The 20,022-nt window shown below is 72.4% G+C and carries 19 protein-coding genes; 15 read left to right on the forward strand and 4 right to left on the reverse strand.

Going from position 1 to position 20,022, the window contains the following annotated elements:
* Positions 1-134: 134 nt before the first annotated feature.
* The 7 genes from VGI02_RS17990 (at position 135) to VGI02_RS18020 (ending at position 5,746) form a co-directional block, all read left to right on the forward strand.
* The gene (locus VGI02_RS17990; protein WP_331629314.1) at positions 135-1,286 is read left to right on the forward strand and encodes a CaiB/BaiF CoA transferase family protein; all 1,152 of its coding nucleotides are present in this window, start codon (positions 135-137) and stop codon (positions 1,284-1,286) included.
* Positions 1,279-2,121: a citryl-CoA lyase gene (locus tag VGI02_RS17995; RefSeq protein WP_331629316.1), complete on the forward strand. Its 843-nt coding sequence runs from the start codon at positions 1,279-1,281 to the stop codon at positions 2,119-2,121. The genes VGI02_RS17990 and VGI02_RS17995 overlap by 8 nt, the downstream gene beginning before the upstream one ends.
* Positions 2,114-2,980, forward strand: a complete 867-nt coding sequence (locus tag VGI02_RS18000) for a DODA-type extradiol aromatic ring-opening family dioxygenase (protein ID WP_331629318.1) — start codon at positions 2,114-2,116, stop codon at positions 2,978-2,980. Before VGI02_RS17995 ends, VGI02_RS18000 begins: the two co-directional genes overlap by 8 nt.
* A complete protein-coding gene (locus VGI02_RS18005) occupies positions 2,977-3,336 on the forward strand; it encodes a hypothetical protein (protein ID WP_331629320.1) in 360 nt (119 codons plus the stop codon). The genes VGI02_RS18000 and VGI02_RS18005 overlap by 4 nt, the downstream gene beginning before the upstream one ends.
* 83 nt (positions 3,337-3,419) lie before the next feature.
* Positions 3,420-4,451 carry a uroporphyrinogen decarboxylase family protein gene (locus VGI02_RS18010; protein WP_331629321.1) on the forward strand — a complete coding sequence of 344 codons (1,032 nt, stop codon included), beginning with the start codon at positions 3,420-3,422 and terminating at the stop codon, positions 4,449-4,451.
* Positions 4,452-4,601: 150 nt separating this feature from the next.
* Entirely contained in the window at positions 4,602-5,309 is a 708-nt protein-coding gene (locus tag VGI02_RS18015) for a hypothetical protein (protein ID WP_331629323.1), read from the forward strand.
* Complete coding sequence (locus VGI02_RS18020; protein WP_331629325.1) at positions 5,306-5,746, forward strand: hypothetical protein; 441 nt, start codon at positions 5,306-5,308, stop codon at positions 5,744-5,746. The genes VGI02_RS18015 and VGI02_RS18020 overlap by 4 nt, the downstream gene beginning before the upstream one ends.
* Here the strand turns inward: VGI02_RS18020 and VGI02_RS18025 are convergent.
* Positions 5,710-5,868, reverse strand: coding sequence for a hypothetical protein (locus VGI02_RS18025; protein WP_331629327.1), 159 nt, complete (start codon positions 5,866-5,868; stop codon positions 5,710-5,712). The two genes, VGI02_RS18020 and VGI02_RS18025, sit on opposite strands and share 37 nt — an antisense overlap.
* Before the next feature lie 228 nt (positions 5,869-6,096).
* Between VGI02_RS18025 and VGI02_RS18030 the strand changes: the two genes are divergently transcribed.
* From VGI02_RS18030 to VGI02_RS18065, 8 genes are all read left to right on the forward strand, one after another.
* Positions 6,097-7,239 carry an alkaline phosphatase family protein gene (locus VGI02_RS18030; protein ID WP_331629329.1) on the forward strand — a complete coding sequence of 381 codons (1,143 nt, stop codon included), beginning with the start codon at positions 6,097-6,099 and terminating at the stop codon, positions 7,237-7,239.
* Between the two features lie 148 nt (positions 7,240-7,387).
* Entirely contained in the window at positions 7,388-9,763 is a 2,376-nt protein-coding gene (locus tag VGI02_RS18035; protein ID WP_331629331.1) for a xanthine dehydrogenase family protein molybdopterin-binding subunit, read from the forward strand.
* A gap of 88 nt (positions 9,764-9,851) precedes the next feature.
* On the forward strand, positions 9,852-10,937 hold the full coding sequence (locus VGI02_RS18040) for a GNAT family protein (RefSeq protein WP_331629333.1): 1,086 nt from the start codon (positions 9,852-9,854) through the stop codon (positions 10,935-10,937).
* A 50-nt stretch (positions 10,938-10,987) separates the two neighbouring features.
* Positions 10,988-12,970 (forward strand): glycosyltransferase, encoded by a 1,983-nt coding sequence (locus tag VGI02_RS18045; protein WP_331629335.1) that lies wholly within the window; start codon positions 10,988-10,990, stop codon positions 12,968-12,970.
* A 123-nt stretch (positions 12,971-13,093) separates the two neighbouring features.
* The gene (locus VGI02_RS18050; RefSeq protein WP_331629337.1) at positions 13,094-14,851 is read left to right on the forward strand and encodes a carbamoyltransferase family protein; all 1,758 of its coding nucleotides are present in this window, start codon (positions 13,094-13,096) and stop codon (positions 14,849-14,851) included.
* A complete protein-coding gene (locus tag VGI02_RS18055) occupies positions 14,848-15,846 on the forward strand; it encodes an LLM class flavin-dependent oxidoreductase (RefSeq protein ID WP_331629339.1) in 999 nt (332 codons plus the stop codon). Before VGI02_RS18050 ends, VGI02_RS18055 begins: the two co-directional genes overlap by 4 nt.
* Entirely contained in the window at positions 15,843-17,417 is a 1,575-nt protein-coding gene (locus tag VGI02_RS18060; RefSeq protein WP_331629341.1) for an amino acid adenylation domain-containing protein, read from the forward strand. Before VGI02_RS18055 ends, VGI02_RS18060 begins: the two co-directional genes overlap by 4 nt.
* On the forward strand, positions 17,417-17,677 hold the full coding sequence (locus VGI02_RS18065) for an acyl carrier protein (RefSeq protein ID WP_331629343.1): 261 nt from the start codon (positions 17,417-17,419) through the stop codon (positions 17,675-17,677). The genes VGI02_RS18060 and VGI02_RS18065 overlap by 1 nt, the downstream gene beginning before the upstream one ends.
* Before the next feature lie 51 nt (positions 17,678-17,728).
* On the opposite strand, the gene VGI02_RS18070 is transcribed toward VGI02_RS18065, so the two are convergent.
* From VGI02_RS18070 to VGI02_RS18080, 3 genes are all read right to left on the reverse strand, one after another.
* Entirely contained in the window at positions 17,729-18,505 is a 777-nt protein-coding gene (locus VGI02_RS18070; RefSeq protein WP_331629344.1) for a VWA domain-containing protein, read from the reverse strand.
* A 125-nt stretch (positions 18,506-18,630) separates the two neighbouring features.
* On the reverse strand, positions 18,631-19,548 hold the full coding sequence (locus tag VGI02_RS18075; protein WP_331629346.1) for an AAA family ATPase: 918 nt from the start codon (positions 19,546-19,548) through the stop codon (positions 18,631-18,633).
* Positions 19,549-19,550: 2 nt separating this feature from the next.
* Positions 19,551-20,022: zinc-binding dehydrogenase (locus VGI02_RS18080; RefSeq protein WP_331629348.1), on the reverse strand; the 472-nt coding region annotated here is incomplete at its 5' end.

Raw genomic sequence — 20,022 nt, forward strand, 5'->3', positions numbered from 1 at the left:
CGCCGGGCCCACCAGGATCGTCAGCGGACAATCGTCCGCTGGACGGACATCGCGCGGGACGAGTGAGTGGCGCCGTACTGGCGTCAGCTGACAGCAATGGACCATTGCTGTCATCTGGGGGGGGAGGGCACCGCATGGCAGGGCCGCTCGAGGGCGTACTGGTGGCCGACTTCTCGCGGATCCTCGCGGGGCCCTATGCGACGATGCTGCTGGCGGACATGGGCGCCGAGGTCGTCAAGGTCGAGGGCCCGAAGGGCGACGACACCCGGACCTGGATGCCGCCGACCCGCGGCGAGACCTCGACGTACTACCTCGGGGTGAACCGCGGCAAGCGCTCGATCGCCCTGGACCTGCGCGATCCCGACGACGTCGCCCTCGCCCGGGAGCTCGCGCGGCGCGCCGATGTCGTGATCGAGAACCTCCGGCCCGGCGGCATGGCCAAGTACGGGCTGGACTACGCGACCGTCAGTGCCACGAACCCCGCCGTCGTCTACTCGAGCATCTCGGGCTTCGGCTCCGGCGCGGGCGCCCACGTCCCCGGCTACGACCTCATGGTGCAGGCGATCTCCGGGCTGATGGACCTCACCGGGGACCCCGACGGGCCGCCCTACCGCGCCGGCATCTCGGTGTTCGACGTGATGGCCGGGAATCACGCGGTGATCGGCATCCTCGCCGCGCTGCGGCACCGGGACGCGACCGGGGACGGCCAGCACGTCGAGGTCAACCTGCTCTCCTCGGCGCTCACCGGGCTCGTGAACCACTCGAGCGCGTGGGCCGCGGGCGGCGTCGTCCCGCACCGGATGGGCAACGCGCATCCCAGCGTCTTCCCCTACGAGCCGCTCGAGACCGCCGACGACGACCTGATCGTCACCGCCGCGAACGACGGCCAGTTCCGCAAGCTCTGCGAGATCCTCGGGCTCGACGGCGTCGCCGACGACGAGCGCTTCGCCCGCAACGAGGACCGGACCGCCAACCGCGAGATATTGCGCCCGATCCTCGTCGCGAAGCTGAAGGAGCGCACCGCCGTCGAGTGGTTCGAGCTGCTCGTCGACGCGGGCGTGCCGTGCGGGCCGATCCAGTCGATCGACGGCGGGTTCGCGATGGCCGAGCGATTCGGGCTGGAGCCGATCGTCGCCGTCGGGGAGGGCGACCGGGCGGTCCCGACGACGCGGCACCCGATCCGGTTCTCCGAGACCCCCGCGGTCTACGAGCTGCCCCCGCCCGTGCTCGACGAGCACGGCGCGCAGTTGCGGGAGTGGCTGTCCACCGGAGCGAACGATGAGTGATCACGTCTACGAGACCGCCCTCGGCGCGGCGTCGCCCGACAAGATCACCCTGCTCGGTCACGACCTCGTCGAGGACGTCATGGGGCAGGTCGGATTCGGGGAGCTGGCGTTCTGGCTCGCGACGCAGCGCCGCCCGACGCCGGGCGAGACCCGCGTTTTCGAGGCGGTGTTGGCCGCGCTCGCCGACCACGGCTACACCCCGACGGCGATCGTCACCCGGCTCACGTATCTCTCGGCGCCGGACTCGGTGCAGGGGGCGCTCGCGGCCGGGCTGCTCGCGGGCGGAAGCCGGTTCCTCGGGGTCACCGAGGACAGCGGTCGGTTCCTGCACGATCAGCTCGTCTCGACCGACGGAAAGCTCCCGACCGACGACGCCGGGTGGGACGCGCTCGCGCTGCGGACGGTGACCGCCCAGCGCGAGGCCAAGCGCTTCGTCCCCGGGCTCGGGCACCACGTCCACAAGCAGGGCGACCCCCGCACGCCGAAGCTCATGGCCCTGGCCGCCGAGGAGGGCGTGACCGGCCCGCACCTGGCGCTGTTCGCCGCGATCGGCCGCGTCCACCCGCAGGTCCTCGGGAAGACGCTGCCGCTCAACGGCGCGGGGGTCTGCGGTGCGGTGCTCGCCGACCTCGGGCTGCCGCTGGAGCTGCTGCGCGGGTTCGCGCTGCTCGCGCGCACGGCGGGCCTGATCGGGCAGCTCGCCGAGGAGCTGCGCCACCCCGTCGCCAACGAGATCTTCCTGTCGGTCGACCTGAACAACCGGCCGGTCGCCGCCGATCCCACCGTGCCCCCGACATACGGGCCGCCCCCGCTCGATGGAGAACCGCATGGCTGAGCTCGTCGCGGTGATCGCGTCCACCCATCACCCGTTCTACTACCGGGCCTCGACGTCGGTGGGGGAGGACCGCCCACCGTTCGCGGACGAGTGGGTGTCGAAGATCGAGACGTTCCGGGAGACGTTGACGCGGGCCCGTCCCGACGTCCTCGTCATGGTCGGCTCGGACCATTTCCACCAGCTGTGGCTCGACAACATGCCGCAGTTCCTCGTCGGGAAGGCGCCGGTCTACGACGCCAACTGGTACAACGAGGAACGCGAGTTCGGTCTCCCGCGCATGCAGTTGCGCGGTCAGGAGGACCTGTCGTCCTACATCCTGCGGGAAGGTCTCGACGCCGGGTTCGACCTCGCGTTCTCCAACGAGCTGCGGATCGACCACTCGATCACGTGCCCGATCATCACGCTGCGGCCCGAGGCCGACCTGCCGATCGTCCCGATCTACACCAACATCTTCGCGCCGCCGCTGCCGCAGCCGAAGCGGTTCGTGCAGCTCGGGCGCACCATCCGCGAGCTCGTCGAGTCGTGGCCCTCCGACCAGCGGGTGGCCGTGATCGGGACCGGCCACCTCTCCCTCGAGCTCGGCGGACCCCGCCAGTTCGGCCCGCACGGGCCCGACCCGGAGTTCGACCGCAAGGCCGTCGAGTGGATCGCGTCGGGTGACCTCGAGGGCTGCCTCTCCGAGGTCACGCTCGACAGCCTGCATTCCCCGGGCAACGCCACCCACGGATTCATGGACTTCATGCTGATGATGGGCGTCGCGGGGGAGGGGAAGAAGGCCGACCACGTCGACTCGCTGGACCTCTTCCACACCATGGAGGCCTACTTCACCTGGTATCCGAACGGGGTGACTCCGGCGTGAGCAAGTACCTCCTGAACAAGTTCCTCTACACCGTCGACCGCGATGCCGACCTCGTCGAGCGCTATCGCACCGACCCCGCGGGCTGCGTGGTCCAGTGGGAGCAGGAGTACGCCAACACACTCCTCAACTGCCACTCCGGGGAACGGTCGACGTGGCTCGCGTTCTCCGACGAGGAACGGACCGCGCTCGCGACCCACGACCACGTGACGCTGTTCGCGATGGGCGCGCACCCGTTCCTCACGCTGACGTTGTTCATCGCGATGTTCGAGCGCGACCACGGACCGCTCGAGTACCAGTTCGCCTACGCCCGCGCCCTCGACGGCGTGACGCTGCCCTACCCCGACATCAGCACCTGAGACCGCCGCCGAGCGGATCCTCACGGCTGTCTGGGCAGCCGCGGAGGTCCACTCGGCACGCCCGCGACCCCCGGAGAGCATCGATGACGCTGCCCGCGCTGCCCACGAGTCTCGTCGGGAGCTACGCCCAGCCGGACTGGTTGATCGACCGGGCGAAGCTCGCCGGCCGGTTCCCGCCGCGGGTGCGCGCGCAGGAGCTGTGGCGCCCGGCGCCGGAGCACCTCGCGCAGGCCCAGGACGACGCGACGCTGCTCGCGATCCGCGCGCAGGAGCGGGCCGGGCTCGACGTCGTGACCGACGGCGAGATGCGCCGCGAGAGCTACTCGAACCACTTCGCCACCGCGCTCGACGGCGTCGACGTCGACAACCCCGGCTCCGCCCTCGACCGCTCCGGGCACCCCAACCCGGTCCCGCGCATCGTCGGGCCGATCGGGCGTCCCGAGCCGATCCAGGTGCGCGACCTGCAGTTCCTGCGGGCCGCCACCGACCACGTCGTCAAGATGACCGTGCCCGGGCCGTTCACCATGTCCCAGCAGGCGCAGAACGACCACTATCCCGACGCCGAGGCGGCGGCGATGGCGTACGCGGCGGTCGTCAACGCCGAGGTGAAGGATCTCCACGCCGCCGGCGCGGACGTCGTCCAGATCGACGAGCCGTACCTGCAGGCCCGGCCCGACGCCGCACGGCAGTACGGCCTCGCCGCGCTCAACGCGGCCCTCGACGGCGTCACCGGCACGACCGCCGTGCACCTCTGTTTCGGGTACGCCGCGATCATCCACGAGCGCCCCGAGGGCTACTCGTTCCTGCCCGAGCTGGCCGGGTGCCCCGTCGACCAGATCTCCATCGAGACCGCGCAGTCCGGGCTCGACCTCGGTGTGCTGTCCGACCTCACCGACAAGACGGTCATCCTCGGCGTCATCGACCTCTCGACGCCGGAGGTGGAGAGCGCGCAGACCGTCGCGGCCCGGGTCCGGCGGGCGTTCGACCGCCTGCCTGTCGAGCAGCTCGTCGTCGCCACCGACTGTGGGATGAAGTACCTCCCGCGCGAGTCCGCGACGGGCAAGATGGCGGCGATGGCGGGCGCCGCGGCGATCCTGCGGGCCGAGCGGGGCTGATCCGGACCGGCCGCTCGGCGAATGCACGTTTGCCGTGATCGGCCCGCAGCCATGTGACGCAGCGCACATGCGGCCTCACGGTCGATTGATACCGACCGTATGCACGACGACGCTCACAGTCATGAATACACGCCCGACGGAGGGCCTGTCATGACCGCTCTCATCATCGTGATCGTGGTGGTCGTCGTGCTGCTGCTGGCCGGTGGCGGCCTCGTGCTGGCGAGACGGAAACGCTCCGAGCAACTCCAGGAGCAGTTCGGACCGGAGTACGACCGTGCCGTCGAGCAGTCGGACTCGAAGAGCGAGGCCGAGAAGGAGCTCGCCGAACGCCGCAAGCGTCACCAGCAGCTCGATCTGCGCCCCCTCGACCCACAGACCCGCGAGCGCTTCCGCGGTGACTGGAAGCAGGTCCAGGGCGAGTTCGTCGACGATCCGGGCGGTGCGGTCGAGAAGGCCGACTCGCTCGTCACGACGATCATGCGCGAGCGCGGATACCCGGTCGACGACTTCGACCAGCGCGCCGACGACGTCTCGGTCGAGCACCCGAAGGTGGTGGAGAGCTACCGCGAGGCCCGCCGGGTGCGCGACGCGCACCGGGAGAGCCGGGCCGGTACGGAGGACCTCCGGGAAGCCGTGACCTCCTACCGCAGCCTGGTCGACGCCTTGCTCGACGAGGGCGCTGACCGCGGTCATGACGACGACGGCCGTCACCGCGACGACGGCCGTCACCGCGACGACGACGGTCGCCGCCGCGACGAGCCCCACGACCGGGGCGACGAGCGCGGCGGACGCCAGGAACGGGAGGCCGGCGGATCGTCGGCCGACGGGACACGCGACCACGACGGGAGCCGACGGTGAGCACCGACAACCGCGCCGCTACGGACGAAGGCCGGCGCGACGACGAAGGCCGACGCGACGACGAAGGCCGCCGCGACGAGGGCCGGCACGGCGAGGAGCCCGGCCGCTACACCCGTCAGCACGGCGACCAGCCCGGCCAGCACGACCAGGACCCGAAGGACTCGGACGGGGTCACCGTCCTCGACCCCACGGCCTCCGAGCGGCTACGCAACCGCTGGCAGGAGATCCAGGCCGGCTTCGTCGACGAGCCGCGCCAGGCGGTCACCGGAGCCGACCAGCTCGTCGGTGAGGTACTCGACGAGGTCAGCCGCGTGTTCCGCGACCAGCGCTCCGAGCTCGAGGCGGAGTGGAGCGGGAACAACGAGCCCGGCACCGAGGAATTGCGCCAGGCGCTGCGCCGCTACCGGGAGTTCTTCGACCGGCTGCTCTCGCTGTAGGCCGCGGGCTCGTCCGGGTCCGGCACACGGGCGGTCTCGCCGCCCGTGTGCTCCCGGGCGAGCACCGCCAGCCGGACGGTGTCGACGACGAGGGCGCGACGGGCGCACCGCCCGCTGAGCATCGCTCGCTCTTCGGGTTCGGGACGCTAGGCAATTGATCATGGATTCGAGCGCACCGAAATGTGCGCATGAATCCATGATCATTTGCCTAGCGAGTGTGGCGGTGAGGCCGCCAGGAGGTTCGAGCTCGGCCCGGCCGCAGGAATGTCGCGGTCGGCTCGATCAATTGTCTAGTGTGCCCGCGCCCGACCGGGGTGCCGCTGACGACGACGGCGAGGCATCGTGGCCCCGTGACCGCCTCCGACGGCCCGGCCCTCGCCGGCGCGCTGCCCGCCCTGCTCGCCGCACTCGGCACCGATCTCGGGACCCCCGACGCGCCGCCCGAGATCACCCTGCCGCCCGCGCGCTCCGCCGTCCTGTTCCTGGTCGACGGCCTCGGGCGCGAACTGCTGACCGAGCACGCCGCCGACGCGCCGTTCCTCGCCGGGATGGCCGACGCCGGACCGCTGACCGTCGGCTTCCCGACGAGCACCCCGATCAGCGTCACGAGCCTCGGGACCGGGCTGCCACCCGGCGCACACGGCACCCTCGGCGTCCGCTTCCGGGTCGACGCGACCCTGCTCGACGCGCTGACCTGGAGCGGACACGACGCCTCCGGGGGGACCGTCGACCTCCGGGAGCACCTGGCCCCCGAGGCGGTGCAGCCCCGTCCCACGCTGTTCGAGCGCGCCGCGGCGGTGGGCACCCGGTGCACCGTCGTCTCCGACCGGGCCTACCGCGAGTCCGGGCTGACCCGCTCGGCCCTGCGCGGCGCGACCTACCGCGGCGTGGGCGCGATGGGGGATCTCGCGGCCGAGACCCTCACCGCCCTCGCCGAACCGGGGCTCGTCTACGCCTATCACGCGGACCTCGACCAGCTCGGTCACCTGCGCGGGCCGGGGTCCCTCGCCTGGCGCTGGCAGCTGCGCCAGATCGACCATCTCGTCGCGATGCTCGCCGAGGACCTCCCGCCGGACACCGTCCTGGCGGTCACCGGCGACCACGGCATGGTCACCGTCGACCGTCGCCACGACGCCGACACCCATCCCGACCTGCTCCTCGGCGAGCCGGTGGTCGGCGGCGACCCGCGCGCCCGCCTCGTCTACGCCCGCCCCGGCAGTGCCCCCGACGTGCTCGCCGCCTGGCGGGCCACGCTCGGCGACGACGCGGACATTCTCCCGGGCGAGGAGGCGGCCGAGGCCGGCTGGTTCGGCCCGGTCGACGACGCGGTGCGAGTCCGGGTGCCCGACATCGTCGCCGCCACCCGCGGGAACGCGGCGATCGTGCGCTCCGAGGGCGAGCCGGTCCTCGCGAGGCTCCCGGGGCAGCACGGCTCCCGCACCGACGCCGAACGGCTCGTCCCGCTGGTGGTGCACGCCGCAGATGCGTCCTAGCAGTCTCCATTCGACCGTAGGTGAGAAATATTCTGACGTGCGGAAACGACCTTGTGCGCGCCGTCACGCGGTTGGCTAGTGTCCGGCGGAAGGGGGTCCGGGACATGCGACCGAGTCCTGGATCGCGACGAGAGCACAAGGAGCAGGCGTGAGCGTCACGACCCACACCGGCGGCTCGATCCTGGGTCACGCGGTGAAGCGGACCGAGGACCAGGAGCTCATCACGGGCGCCGGTCTGTACACCGGAGACCTGCCGGTCGAGGGGTCGCTGCACGCGGTCTTCGTCCGCTCTCCCATCGCGCACGGCACGCTCGGCGAGATCGACGTCGCCGAGGCCAAGGGAATGCCGGGCGTGGTCGCGGTCTACACGAACGCCGACCTCGACGTCGCCGACCGACCGGGCCTGCCCGGCGTCGTGCCCGACGCCATGTCGCGGCCGCACCTCGCGAAGGGCAAGGTCCGCTTCGTCGGCGACATCGTCGCCGTCGTCATCGGCGAGACGGCGGGAGAGGCCCTCGACGCCGCCGAGACCGTCTTCCCCGACATCGACCCGCTGCCGTCCGTCACGGGCATCGAGGAGGCCTACGCCGACGGCGCCCCGCTGCTGTTCGAGGAGGTCGGCAGCAACCTCATCGCCGGGGCGGGCACCGGGGAGGTCGAGGGCATCTTCGACACCGCCGACGTGGTCGTCACCGGGAAGTTCCTCAACCAGCGCCTCGCGGGCGTGCCGATGGAGCCGAACGCCTGCGTCATCGAGCCGGGCGCGCCCGAGGGGGGCCTCACCCTCTGGCTCTCCACCCAGACCCCGCACGGTGCCCGGGACGCGATCGCCGGGGACCTCGGCCTCGACGCCGACCAGGTCCGGGTCGTGGCGCCGCGGGTCGGCGGCGGTTTCGGTCCGAAGGCCACGGCCTACCCGGAGTACACGATCGCCGCGAAGGCGGCCCTCGTGCTCGGCCGGCCGGTGCGGTGGAACGAGACCCGCTCCGAGAACATGCTCTCGATGGTCCACGGGCGCAGCCAGGTCCAGTGGGTCGAGCTCGGCGTGACGCGCGCCGGGAAGATCGTCGGGCTGCGTGCCTCGGTGATCGGCGACGGCGGGTCCTACCCGGCGGTCGGGACGATCCTGCCGAGCCTGACCCAGCTGCTGGCCCAGGGCGTCTACGACATCCCGGCCATCGAGTTCTCGTGGAAGACCGTCGTCACGAACACCACCACCACGGGTGCCTACCGTGGCGCCGGGCGCCCCGAGGCCACCCAGCTGCTCGAGCGCATCATCGACATGGCCGCCGACGAGATCGGCGTCGACCCGCTCGAGATGCGGCGGATGAACTTCCTGCAGCCCGAGCAGTTCCCGATGACGTCGCTGACCGGCGCCGAGTACGACAACGCCGACCACGAGAAGTCGCTCGACGCCGTCAAGGAGGCCGCGGGCTACGACGCCCTGCGCGCCGAGCAGAAGCGCCGCCGCGACGCGGGTGACCGGGTCGCGCTCGGGATCGGCCTCGGCTCCTACGTCGAGGTCACCGCCCCGCTGGGTCTCGACGGCGAGTACGGCTCGGCCCAGGCGCACGCCGACGGCACGTTCACGGTCATGGCGGGCACCAGCGCGCACGGCCAGGGACACGAGACCGCGTTCGCCCAGCTCGCGTCGTCGGTGCTCGGCGTACCGATGGACAAGATCAGGGTCGTGCAGTCGGACACCGCGGAAGTGCGCTCCGGTGCGGGCACGCTGGGCTCGCGCTCGCTGCAGACCGGCGGGAGCGCCATCCACAACGCTTCCCAGGAGCTCGTCTCGCGGGCCCGGGAGATCGCGGCGCACCTGCTCGAGGCCGCGGTGGAGGACATCGAGCACTCCGACGGCGGGTTCGGGGTGCGCGGCGTCGGCGACTCGGTGGTCACCTGGTCGCAGGTCGCGACCGCGTCCGAGGACGGTTCGGGGCTCGAGGACGGCGCCGGTCGCGCGCTGCGTGAGGACCTGGACTTCAAGCAGGGCCAGTCCAGCTTCCCGTTCGGGTCGCACATCTCCGTCGTCGACGTCGACCTCGACACCGGCATGGTGACTCCGAAGCGCCACGTCGCCGTCGACGATTGCGGCAAGATCCTCAACCCGATGCTCGTCGCGGGCCAGCAGCACGGCGGGATCGCCCAGGGCATCTCGCAGGCGCTCTTCGAGCGGGTCACCTTCGACGAGGACGGCAACCCGACCACGGGCAACCTGGCGTCCTACACCATCCCGTCGGCCGCCGACCTGTGCTCCTACGAGGCCTCGAACACCGAGACGCCGACCTTCCTCAACCCGATCGGCGCGAAGGGGATCGGCGAGTCCGGGACGATCGGCTCGACGCCCGCCGTGCACAACGCGGTGGTCGACGCGGTGTCCCACCTCGGCGTCCGGCACATCGACATGCCGCTGACGCCGGAGGCGGTGTGGCGCGCGATCCAGGGGGTCTCGGCCTCCGACCCGGGCACGCGCTCCCAGGCGGGTCCGGAGTACGCCGGGATGGCCGGCACCGAGAGCTGAGCGAGACCGCCGATGGCGGGCCCCCGATCGTGAAGGACCCATCCGGGCACACACCGGCATGATCGGGGACCCGTCTACCCTCCCGCGGATGACGGGCATCCGGGCACTGGAACGCGCCGACCTGCCGCAGGTCGGGGCGCTGTTCGAGCTCGTCATGCGCTCGGGGGAGCACGAGCCGAACCCGCGGGTCGCGGAGTACTTCGCCCGCGTCGTCGTGGACGACCCCTGGGCCGACCCGGAGATCCCGTCGCTGGTCCACGAGGACGCCGACGGCGCCGTCGTCGGGTTCATCGCCGCGAACACCCGGCGGATGCGACTCGACGGGCGTCCGGTGCGGATGGCGGTGAGCAGCAACCTCGTCGCGCACCCGGACTGGCGCTCGCGCGGCGTCGGGGTGCTGCTCAACCGCAAGCTGCTCGCCGGTCCGCAGGAGCTGACCGTGGCCGATCGCGCCAACGACGACTCGCGTGCGCTCTGGACCGGGCTCGGCGGTCAGGAGCTGGTCGGGTCGTCGGTGGCGTGGTGGCGCATCCTGCGGGCCGGTGCGACGGCGGGTGCGCTCGCCGGCAAGCGGGCTCCCGCGCTCGGCCGGGGTGCCCGCCTCGCCGGTGTCCCGCTGGACGCGCTCGCGGCCCGGTGGGGCCGCGTCGGCCCGCCGCCCCCGCCCGACCCCGCGGGCGGCACCGAGGTCCTCACCCCGGAACTGCTCGCCGAGCAGGTCGCCGCGCAGGGCAAGCGCCTGCGGCTGCACCCGGACTACGACCCGGCCTGGCTCACGTGGGCGTTCGCCGAGCTGGGCCGGCTGACCGACCGCGGGCATCTCACCGCGCGGCTGGTGCGCGGGACCTCGGGGCGGGTGCTCGGGTGGTTCCTCTACCTGCTGCCCCCGGCGGGAGTGGCCGAGGTCGTGCAGGTCGGCGCGACCGGCGACCCCGCTCCCGTGCTCGACCACCTCGTGCGCTGCGCCCACGACGAGGGCGCGGCGGCCGTCCAGGGACGGCTGGAGCCGGTGACGGCGGGTCTGCTCGGGGCCCCGGGTGTCATCGTCCGGCGGGGGGCGCGGGCGCTCGTGCACGCGGGTGATCCCGCCGTGCTCGGGCTGCTGAGCTCGACGACGTCGCTGTGCAGCATCCTCGACGGCGAGTGGCTCGTCGCGCACGGCGCGCGGCAGTGACCCGACACCAGCTGACGGCCCACATCGGGCGTCGTGCCACGATCGGTCCGGTGAGCACGAGCGCGGCACGTGAACTGGCGGTCCTGATCGTCTCCTACCGGCGGGCGGATCTCCTCGACCGCGCTCTGGCGAGCGTCGACAAGTGGTTGCCGGACGCACGGGTGCACGTGTGGGACAACGCCTCCAGCGGCTCGCCCGCGGTCCGCGAGCTGGCCGAGACCCGCCCCGACGTCACGTGGACGTTCTCCGAGTTCAACCTCGGCTACATCGCGGCGATGAACAAGCTCATGGCGCAGGTCCCCGACTGCGACGCCCTGCAGCTCAACCCGGACGCCGAGCTGCTCGGTCCGCTCACCCGCGCCCGTGCGGTGCTCGCCCAGCCCGGCATCGCGGCCGTGTCCCCGACCGTGCTCGACCCGGAGGGACGCGACGAGCCCTGGGACGTCGCGCACCGCGAACAGGGCGTCGTCCGGAACCTGCTCAACTCGGCCGGGTACGCCAAGCGGCTGCGCGGTCGCCGGCTCAGCAACCTGTACCCGGAGGCGCCGGAGGAGGTCGACGGGTACCTCACGGGGTGCTGCCTGTTCATCTCCCGCGACGCCTGGGACGCGCTCGGCCCGTTCAGCGAGGAGTTCTTCGTCTACGGCGAGGACGCCACCTGGCAGCCCGCCGCCCGCAGGGCCGGCTGGTCGCTGCGGCTGGTCGACGACGAGGCACCGCAGGTCCGGCACGCCAGCGGCGGGACCGTCTCGGACGACCCGCTGGCGTCGGTGCGCGGCGACGATCTGCTGCGCGCCGCCCAGGTGATCGCCCTCGGGCTGGAGCACAACCTCGGTCGCGGGTCGCTCTACGCGGCGGGATCGACCGTGCTCGAGCGCGTCCAGCGCTCCAAGCGGGGCCCGCGCGAGGCCCGGTTGACCGCTCTCGCCGAGCGCGCGGGCGGTCGGCCCGCCGTCGTCGTCGTCACGAACGGGCTCAAGCCCGGCGGTGCGGAGCGCCAGCGGGTGGTGCTCGCGAACCAGCTCGTGGAGCGCGGCCACCCGGTGACCATGGTCTGCCTGCAGCACCTCGGGCAGTACATCTCCGAGCTGGACCCGCGCGTGCGCATGCTCATGCAGCCGTGGTGGCAGCCGGTGGTGGACGTGGCGGACACCGCCGAGGCCATCGTCGTCGGCGGCGCGACGAAGACCGAGATCGGGTTCGCGACGGCGTGGCGGGCCCTGGGGCGGGCCGCCGGGCAGCGGCGGTACTGGATCCCGGCCGCGCACGACCCCGCGGAGATGGAGCGCCCGACCTACTCCGACCTGCAGGGCCGCGCGCTGCGCACCGCCGACGCCCTGCTCGTGCTCTCCCGGCAGCACCACACCGACCTGACCCGGCACCAGCAGCTGACCGACACCGTGATGGTCGCGCCGAACGGGCTGACCCCGGGCGAGCCGCTGCCCGCGCGCCTGATGACCGGTCCGATGCGCTTCTGCATGCTCACCCGGCTCAAGGAGTACAAAAACACGACGCTGCTCATCCGGGCCCTCGACGCGCTCGCGCGCCCCGACGAGTGGACGCTCGACATCTTCGGTGACGGTCCCGACCGCACCGCGATGCAGGCCCAGACCCCCGCGTACCTGCGCGGGCAGGTCCACTGGCGGGGGGTCTCGCCCGGCCCGGACCACGCGTTCGCCGAGACCGACGTGCTGTGCGTGCCGAGCGGCTTCGAGGCGTTCCCGCTCGTGATGGTCGAGGCGATGACCCGCGGCATGCCCGTGATGGCCTCGACGAGCGGTTCCGTGCCCGAGATGCTCGACCACGGGAAGGCAGGCGTCGTCGTCGACCCGGTGAGCGTGCCGGCGTGGACCGAGGCGCTGCGCGGGGTGCTCGACGACCGCGAGGGCGTGGCCCGTCTCGGGGCGGCGGGCCGGGAGCGGGCGCTCGCGCTCTACACCGACTCCGCGATGGTCGACGCGTACCAGCGGGCGTTCGTCAGCGTCCTCGGTCACCCGTTCCCGGGTGCCGAGCAGCGGGCGGACACCATCTGATCCCGCGACGACGGCGGTTTATACCCCCGTGTCCGATCCGTCCCGTCACCCCCCGGCGAACCTCGAACGTGTTGGCGCGTCATAGTGAGGAGACGGCGCATTCGGTGTGGAGGGGCGCAATCGATGATCGTTCTGGGACTCAGTGGTCTCCCGAATTCCCAACGGCGACGCAGCGAGGCCCGGCCGGACATCGATCCGCTGGACGCGCGGATCTGTCAGGGCCTCGACAGCGCCGCGGCGATCCTCGTCGACGGAACCCTCGTCGCGGCGGCGTCCGAGGAGCGCTTCGACGGTGACAAGGGCACCGGCGCGCTCCCGCGGAACGCGATCCGGTACTGCCTCGACGAGGCGGGCGTGCGGCCCGAGGACGTCGACGTCGTGGCCCACGGCTTCGACTACGACCGTCACCGTCGGGCGTTCGTGCTCTCCCGGGAGTATTTCGACGAGGTCCTGTCCTCGCAGACCGTGCGCGACGGGCTGACCGAGGCGGGCTGGCCGGTGCTCGCCGAGCGGCTCCGCCCGGTCGAGCACCACCGGGCGCACGCGCTGTCGGCCGTGGTGCCGAGCGGCTTCTCCCGCGGACTCGCGGTGGTCTCCGACGGGATGGGTGAGGTCGACTCGCTCTCGGTCTACCGGTTCGACGGCGCTGAGCTGGAGAAACTGCACTCGCAGCCCATCGCGGCCTCGCTGGGGATCCTCTACTCGATCGGGACCCGATTCCTCGGGTTCCAGTTCAACAACGACGAGTACAAGGTCATGGGCCTCGCGCCCTACGGCGACCCGGAGCGCTACCGCGAGGTCTTCCGCAAGCTCACGCGGTTCGACGCGGACCGCGGCTCGGTCGTGATCGATTGGCCGACGGGCGCGCTCTCCGACGCCGAGGACGGCTACCCGAACGCCCGGGCGCTGCTCGAGGAGCAGACGTTCACCCCGAAGACCCCCGACGGGTCGATCCAGCGTGACGAGGCCGACTTCGCGGCCGCCATGCAGGAGTGCCTGACCGAGCTGGTGGTCGCGCTCGTCGAGCACTGGCTGGACAGGACCGGCGAGCGCGACCTGTGCCTGGCCGGCGGCACGTTCCTCAACTGCAAGTCCAACCAGTCGATCGCGGCCCTGCCCGGCGTCGAGCGGATGTTCGTCCAGCCGGCCTCCGGCGACGACGGCACGGCGCCCGGCGCGGCCTGGGCCGCCGCCGCCGAGGACGGCCAGTCGTTCACGGTGACCGGACCGTTCGACCCCTACCTCGGGCCGGAGTACTCCCGCGACGACGTCCTGGCCGTCCTCGAGGCGCGCCCGGACCTGCGCTGGCGTGAGATCGGCATGGGCGAGGAGTACCTGGCGGCCGCGGCCGAGGACATCGCCGCCGACCGGATCGTCGCCGTGTTCCACGGCCGGATGGAGTTCGGCCCCCGCGCCCTCGGCAACCGCTCGATCCTCGCCCGGCCCGACGGCGACCACATCAAGGACCGCATCAACAGCGCCGTGAAGTTCCGCGAGGCGTTCCGGCCGTTCGCCCCCGCGGTGCACGTCGACGACCGCGACCGGCTCTTCGTGACCCGCGGGCTCGACCCGGACCAGTACATGCTCTGCACGGCGGCGGTGCGCCCCGAGGCGAAGGCGATGCTCTCGGGCATCGTCCACGAGGACGACTCGGCGCGGATCCAGACCGTCACACCGGCGCTGAACACCACGTTCGCGACGCTGCTCGAGAAGGTCCGGGACCGGACGGGCACCGGCTGCGTCGTCAACACCTCGTTCAACGTCAAGGGACAACCGCTGATCATGGACCCGGCGACCGCGGTCGACACGTTCTCGCGGATCGCGCTGGACCGCCTCTACATCGAGGGGTTCGTCGTCGAGAGCGCGGTGGGCACCTCGTGAACGTCCAGATCTACTCGACATGCCCGCAGTCCAAGGACCTCCCGGCGGACGAGTACGCCCGGGCGGTCGCCGACACCGCGCGGTGGAGCGAGGCGGCCGGGTGCACCGGGATGCTGGTCTACACCGACAACGGCATCGCGGACCCGTGGCTCGTGGCCCAGCACGTGATCACCGCGACGGAGCGGCTCGCCCCGCTCGTCGCGGTGCAGCCGGTGTACATGCACCCGTTCACGGCGGCGTCGATGGTCTCGTCGCTGGCGTACCTGCACGGCCGGTCGGTGCACCTGAACATGCTGGCCGGCGGCTTCCGCAACGACCTGCTCGCGCTGGGCGACCCCACCGAGCACGACGACCGCTACGCCCGCACCAGCGAGTACACGCAGATCCTCCTGGGCCTGCTGCGCGGGGAGACCGTGACCCGTGAGGGCCACTGGCACCAGGTGCACAACCTCAAGCTCGCCCCGGTGCTGCCCGCCGACCTCATGCCCGAGGTGCTGATCTCGGGCTCCTCGCCCGCCGGGCGCGCCGCCGCCGCGGACATCGGTGCGGTCCCGATCCGGTACCCGGAGCCGCTCGGCCAGGAGTCCACCGACGCCCCGTCGGGCGGCGGGGTGCGGGTCGGCATCGTCGCGCGGGAGGACACCGCGGACGCCTGGAAGGTCGCCGAGGAGCGCTTCCCGAGCGACCGCAAGGGCCAGATCGCGCACTCGATGGCGATGAAGGCCTCGGACTCGCACTGGCACCAGCAGCTCTCCGTCGCGGCGCAGGGCCAGGAGGTCACGGCGGACGGTGAGCCGGATCCGTTCTGGCTCGGGCCGTTCCAGAACTACCAGACGTTCTGCCCGTACCTGGTCGGCTCGTACGACCGGGTCGCCGCGGCGATCACGCACTACCTCGCCCAGGGGACGCGGGTGTTCGTGCTCGACATCCCGCCGTCGCTCGAGGAGCTCGAGCACATCGGCGAGGTCTTCCGCCGGGCGGGGGTCTCGGGGTGACCGAGCGCCTGCAGGATCTGCTCACGAACTCCGTCGAGCGTGATCCCGGGGCGACCGCGCTCGTGCTCGGCGACGAGACGGTGACCTACGGCGAGCTGGAGGCGACGAGCAACCGCCTCGCCCACGCCCTCGTCGACCGCGGCGTGAAGCCGGGCGACCGGGTCGGTGTGCTCGCCGCGAAGACGCCGGCCACGATCGCCGCGCTCCTCGGGGTGCTGCGGGCGGGCGGGGCCTACGTCCCGGTCGACAGTGCCAGCCCCGCGGCACGCGCCGCCCGCATCGTCCGGGCCGCCGAGCCCACGGTGCTGCTCGCCGACGACTCCGCCGTCGGCCTCGTCGACGGACTGGCCGGGGAGGGGCTCGACCTCACCGTCGGCGCCCTCGACGGGCCGCTGTCCGGGGAGCGGTTCGCCTCGGCGTTCGCCCGGGACGACCTGGCCTCGCTGTCCGCCGAGGCGCCTGCCGCGGCCAGCCCCGATCTCGCGCACCTGCTCTTCACCTCGGGGTCCACCGGGGTGCCCAAGGGGGTGATGATCACCCACGAGAACGTGCTGGCGTTCGTGGACTGGGCGCTGCGCCACTTCGGGACGAAGGCCTCCGACCGCGTGTCGGCGCACCCCCCGCTGCACTTCGACCTGTCGACGTTCGACATCTACGCCACGCTCGCCGCGGGTGCGCAGCTGCACCTGGTGCCCGCGTCGCTGGGTCTCGACGCCCGGCGCACCTCGGCCTTCATCCGTGACCACGAGCTGACGCAGTGGTTCTCGGTCCCCTCGGTGCTGACCTACCTGGCGCGGTTCGACGCCGTCGCGCAGGACGACTTCCCGGCGCTGGAACGGCTGCTGTGGTGCGGCGAGGTGCTGCCGACCCCGGTGCTCGCGCACTGGATGCGCCGGCTGCCGCACGCGCGGTTCACCAACCTGTACGGGCCGACCGAGGCGACGATCGCGTCGTCGTACTACGACGTCCCGGCGGTGCCTGCCGACGAGTCCGCGCCGGTCCCGATCGGGGTGCCGTGCGACGGCGAGTCGCTGCTGGTCCTCGAGGACGGTCGCGAGGTCGCCGCGGGCGAGATCGGTGAGCTCCACATCGGTGGGGTCGGGCTGTCGCCGGGCTACTGGCGCGACCAGGAGAAGACCGACGCCGCGTTCGTCGCCGGACCCGACGGCGCGCGGATCTACAAGACCGGGGACCTCGCCCGCGCCGACGACGACGGCGTCGTGCACTTCCTCGGCCGCACCGACTCCCAGATCAAGAGCCGCGGGTACCGCATCGAGCTCGGCGAGGTCGAGTCGGCGGTCAACACCGTCGTCGGGGTGCGCGAGTGCGCCGTGGTCGGCGTGGACACCGGCGGCTTCGAGGGCACCACGATCTGCTGCGCCTACTCCGTCGTCGAGGGCGCCGAGCTGACGGTGGCGGAGCTGCGCAAGCAGGTCACGGCGCTGGTCCCGCGTTACATGCTCCCGGCGAAGTGGGAGGCCCTCGACGGTCTCCCGAAGAACGTCAACGGCAAGATCGACCGGCCGGCTCTGCGCGAGCGGTTCCGCCCCGCACCGAAGGAAGGCGCCTGATGGAGACCGACACCGGCCACGGGCTGCGCATGCAGGTCGCGGACGTGGTCAGCGAGCGCGCCGGGATCGACGTGCCCACGACGTCCACCGACCTCCTCGAGGCCGGTCTCATCGACTCGCTCGCGCTGGTGACGCTCATCGTCGCCCTCGAGGAGACCTTCGGCGTGCAGCTCCCGCTCGACGACTTCGACGTGGACCACTTCCGCTCGGTCGACGCGATGGCCGACTTCCTCGCGTCCGTAGGTGCCTCCGGCTCGTGAGCACTTTCCGGGGTCATGGCCCCGGAAAGTGCTCACGAGCGCGAAGCGCACCTACGGATCCAGCAACCGGCCGAGGGCGGCGGGAGCGTCGGCGGCCGAGGCCATCGTCTCCACCCGCGCGCCGGTCGCGGCCGCGAGCGCGAACGCATCGTCCGCGTCGTCGGTCGGGGCGAGGATCAACAGCTCGTCCAGCGCCGCGGCGGCCGGCACCGGGTCCTGGTCGTCGGTGGCCCGGCAGTCGGAGATCAGCACCGTGAGACGCCGGCTCGACCGTGCCGCGACCAGCTGGTCCGCCGCCGAGCGCATGGCCGACGACAGCCCCGTCACGCCGTGCCCGCGCAGGCCCAGCAGCTGATCGACCAGCAGCTCCGGCGGCTGCGGCTGGTGCAGGCCACGGATCACCCTCGCGGTCCGGTCGAAGCTCACCACGGCGAACTCCTCGGGCGCGCGCCACGAGCATGCCGCCGCGGTCAGCGCCGCCGCGGCGAGTCGGCCGCCGGTCATGGAGCCCGAGGTGTCCACGAGCAGGCACAGCGCGATCCCGGGCTGGGCCCAGTCGACGGCCTGGAGGTCCTCCAGGTGCGGGACCAGCCCGGCCCCGTGGGCCTCGACGAGGGCCTCCATCGAGGCGTCGACGTCGAGGTCGCCGCCGCGGTCGGCGGAGCGCAGGCGCAGCCGCGACGTGCCCCGCGACCGGGCGGCCCCGACGCGTGAGCGCTCCAGCAGGATCGTCCCGGCGAGCCGCCGCGCCTTCTCGCGCAGCGTCTCGTCGGTGGCCCGGGTGAGGTCGACGAGCATCTCGAGCGCCTGACCGGGGTCGGACGACATCGCGTCGTCGAACGCCTCGACGTCGAGCTGGCCGACGGCGGGGGAGACGTCCTCGAAGTCGGAGTGCCGCCGGGAGAGGTCGCCCCTCGACGTCGTCGGCGACTTCTGTTGCCGCGACGGGCGGTCTACCCCTGGGCTGCCCGCGCCGGGCGGGCTCTGGCTCCCCCCGACGCATCATCGTCCCCGGACCCGTCGTCGTCGGACGGCTCGGGGCCGAACACCGCCTCGTAGAGCTCCCGCACCACCTGCTCCGGCGTGCGGCGGCTCGACTCGATCACCTTGATGCGCCCGGACAGCGACACCGTCGCGGCGTCGAGCCCGACGTGCCAGTCGTCGGAGGGCCGGTCCCGGGCCGCGCCCAGCGACACCGCGATGCGGGCGAGGTCGATCGCACCGCGGACCGACGAGCCGGTGCGGATGTCGCCGTGCTCGCGGGTGCGCCGGACGAGCTCGACGGCCCGGGTGCGCCAGCCGTCGGGGGTGACCGGAGCCCGCCGCGCGACGATGGTCTCCTCGTCGACCGCGCTCTGGTAGCCCATCGCGATCCGGCAGGTGCGGTCGTGCAGGGCGGCGGAGATCCGGGCGGTGCCGACGGCGTCGTAGGGGTTCATCGCCGCGACCATGCGGAACCCGGGCTCCGCGGGGACCCGGCCGAGGCGCGGGACGTGCAGCTCGGCCTCGCTCATCACGGTGATCAGGACGTTGAGGGTCTCCTCGGGAACGCGGTTGAGCTCCTCGATGTAGAGCAGCCCGCCCTCGCGCAGCGCGGACACCAGCGGGCCGTCGACGAAGATCTCCTCGACGTAGCCGTCGGCGAGCACCCGCGCGGGGTCGAAGTGCCCGACCAGGCGCGCGGGGGTCAGCTCGGCGTTGCCCTCGACGAAGTGGAAGCCCACCGAGCGGGAGTGGGCGACGGCGCGGAGCAGGGTGCTCTTGCCGGTGCCGGGCGGGCCTTCCAGGACGATGTGGGTACCGCCGTCGAGCGCGGCCAGGAGGAGTTCGGTCTCCCGGCCGCGCCCGACCGCGTCGATCGTGTCGGCCACCCTCAGTGCTCGTGGACCAGGACGCCGCGGACGTTCTTGCCGTTGAGCAGGTCGTCGTAGCCCTCGTTGACCTGGTCGAGCGTGTAGTACTTCGTGATCAGCTCGTCGAGCTTGATGTCCCCGCTCTGGTACAGCCCGAGGATCTTCGGGATGTCGACGGTCGGGTTGCAGTCGCCGAACAGCGTGCCCTTCAGCGTCTTCTTGAACAGCGTCATGATCGCCGAGGGGAGCTGGACGTTCTGCTCGGTGAGCTTGTTGAGGCCCGTCAGCACGACGGTGCCGCCCTTGCCGATGGCGTCGAAGGCGCCGGTGATGATCGGCTGGGTGACCAGACCCGCGGTGACGACGGCCTTGTCGGCGCCGTTGCCGTTGGTCATCTGGCGCGCGAGGTCGGCGGCCTCCTCGATGGACCCGACGGCGTGCGTGGCGCCGAGCTCCATGGCCTTCTCGCGCTTGTTCTCCAGCGGGTCGACC

Origin of the sequence: Actinomycetospora sp., assembly GCF_036497245.1 — a bacterium.
In the GTDB taxonomy this organism is placed as follows: Bacteria; Actinomycetota; Actinomycetes; order Mycobacteriales; family Pseudonocardiaceae; genus Actinomycetospora.